Genomic DNA, 1,783 nt, shown 5'->3' with positions numbered 1-1,783 from the left:
TCCACGACGCGATCGCCAAAAAACTGAACCAAAAAGGCAACCTCTCTCGCAACGCCATCGCGGAAGGAATCATCAACAACGTCCGCAGGACGATCATCCGTGACCAACTGACCGACCCACGGTTCTACAGCGAAATGTCGCTGTTGCTCCAGGATCTGATTCAGCAAAAGCATGACGACACTGAATCCTACGAGCGTTTCTTGCAAAAGGCAGAAGAGCTAGCGAAGAAGCTCGTCCAGAAGTCAGGCGGGGATCATCCGGATATTCTCAACGGCAATCGGGAAGCGATCATCCTATTCAACAATCTTGCGGATATTGAAGCGAGCACGTTCCAATGCCCAGCTGACGACGAAGACAAGGCGAAGCTCGCATTGCAGATTGACAACGTGATGCACGAAAAGGCACCTGCATACTGGAAGGGCGACGAAGCCAAGGAATCAGCGGTTCTGAACGCGATTTTTCCGCTGATGGCACGAGACCGAAAAGCAACCATAGCATTGTTTGAAATCATCAAAAGCCAGCCAGGGTACTGATGAACGAAACAATCTCACTTGGCGAAATATCCATTTCGGTAACACGTAAAGATGTCAAGAACGTCCACTTGTCTGTTCATCCGCCCGACGGTCATGTCACGCTGGTCGCGCCGACGGCAACTCGCTTGGACGTTGCACGGGCTTATGCCATTTCAAAATTAGGTTGGATCCACCAGCAGCAAAGTGCATTGAAAAACCAGGCCCGCGAGACACCCAGGGGGTTCGTGGAGCGAGAGAGCCACTATGTATGGGGCCGTCGGTATCTGTTGCAGCTTGTCGAATCAGATACCAAACCAAAGGTGACTCTCGATCACAAGCGAATGACTCTTATGTGGTCGTTCACGAAATGGCTCACTTGATCGAACCAGTTCACAGCGATCGCTTTGTGGCGATCCTCGACGAACACTATCCGAACTGGCGAGACGCAAGAGCTGAGCTAAACGAACTTCCCCTTGGATCGGAAGTCTGGAATACGCAGTCGGAATGAGTGCTGGGGCGTCGAGAGCCCCGGCACTCACTCTCGCAAACGTGGCTACAACCAAATTGTCAAAGATCAGAGATGGCTGGCTTCTCGGCTCTCACTCTTTGTCCACGACCGTCTTGCCTGTAGGTCGTTGGTGACGATGGCTCAGCATTTCCCCGTCATTCCAACGGTCTCGAAAGTATTTGAGACGCAACAATCGCCAGATTGGCTGCGTGATTCGTCAGGCCTTTGATGCCAAAAAAAGGTCAACCGGATACGGATCCGGTTGACCATGATCAGAGAAGGAGCTGCTGCCTAGCCGTTCGAGGCAGCTTCCTACTGCATCAGTTCAGTCGCAACCTGCAACTTAAAACCGCGGTCTTTTGCCGTCGCGAGCAACTCCGCAACCTTCTGTTCCTTGACCACGTTCTTGGCCTTCGAACCCCGCAGCGGCTTTTCGTTTTTGAATTCAGCCTGCTTCGATTCGATCCGAAGATCCGGACAACCAAGGTCGACCCACTTCTCGAAGATTTCGCGAGGCGTACGAACCAGCCGTCCAATGCGATACGGCTCTGGCATTGCGCCACTATCGATCAAGCGACGCACCGTTTGAAGGGAGAACTGGAGCTCCTTCGCAATGTCATTGTTCGACATCATCTTGGGACGTTGTTCTCCCTGAGCACCCAAGCGAGTTGGCTTTCGATTCATGTAAATTTCCTCATCAATCACTGGTTTGACGGCTCTAACACTGCGTCAGAGTCCGCACGCGGGAGTTCACCATCACATT

The 1,783-nt window shown here is 52.4% G+C and carries 3 protein-coding genes and 1 pseudogene; 3 read left to right on the top strand and 1 reads right to left on the bottom strand.

What is annotated here, in order from left to right; genetic code table 11:
- From RE6C_RS32320 to RE6C_RS33355, 3 genes and pseudogenes are all read left to right on the top strand, one after another.
- Positions 1-533 (top strand): annotated as a pseudogene (locus RE6C_RS32320) (hypothetical protein); the annotation flags it as partial.
- Positions 533-892 carry a YgjP-like metallopeptidase domain-containing protein gene (locus RE6C_RS30945; RefSeq protein WP_236618483.1) on the top strand — a complete coding sequence of 120 codons (360 nt, stop codon included), beginning with the start codon at positions 533-535 and terminating at the stop codon, positions 890-892. The pseudogene RE6C_RS32320 and the gene RE6C_RS30945, both read left to right, overlap by 1 nt.
- Positions 781-1,020 carry a M48 metallopeptidase family protein gene (locus tag RE6C_RS33355; RefSeq protein ID WP_039963278.1) on the top strand — a complete coding sequence of 80 codons (240 nt, stop codon included), beginning with the start codon at positions 781-783 and terminating at the stop codon, positions 1,018-1,020. The genes RE6C_RS30945 and RE6C_RS33355 overlap by 112 nt, the downstream gene beginning before the upstream one ends.
- A 312-nt stretch (positions 1,021-1,332) precedes the next feature.
- Here the strand turns inward: RE6C_RS33355 and RE6C_RS24060 are convergent, their stop codons facing one another.
- A complete protein-coding gene (locus RE6C_RS24060) occupies positions 1,333-1,704 on the bottom strand; it encodes a helix-turn-helix domain-containing protein (protein ID WP_039963276.1) in 372 nt (123 codons plus the stop codon).
- Positions 1,705-1,783 lie beyond the last annotated feature (79 nt).

This window comes from Rhodopirellula europaea 6C, from assembly GCF_000338295.1.
Taxonomy (GTDB): domain Bacteria; phylum Planctomycetota; class Planctomycetia; order Pirellulales; family Pirellulaceae; genus Rhodopirellula; species Rhodopirellula europaea.
The sequence above is the reverse complement of the archived record's forward strand: the minus strand, read 5'-3'. Positions and strand labels throughout refer to the sequence as shown.

Coding starts and splice junctions, on each gene's coding strand:
- RE6C_RS30945 (WP_236618483.1), top strand. CDS start 533: ATGAACGAAACAATCTCACTTGGCGAAATATCCATTTCGGTAACACGT.
- RE6C_RS33355 (WP_039963278.1), top strand. CDS start 781: ATGGGGCCGTCGGTATCTGTTGCAGCTTGTCGAATCAGATACCAAACC.
- RE6C_RS24060 (WP_039963276.1), bottom strand. CDS start 1,704: ATGAATCGAAAGCCAACTCGCTTGGGTGCTCAGGGAGAACAACGTCCC.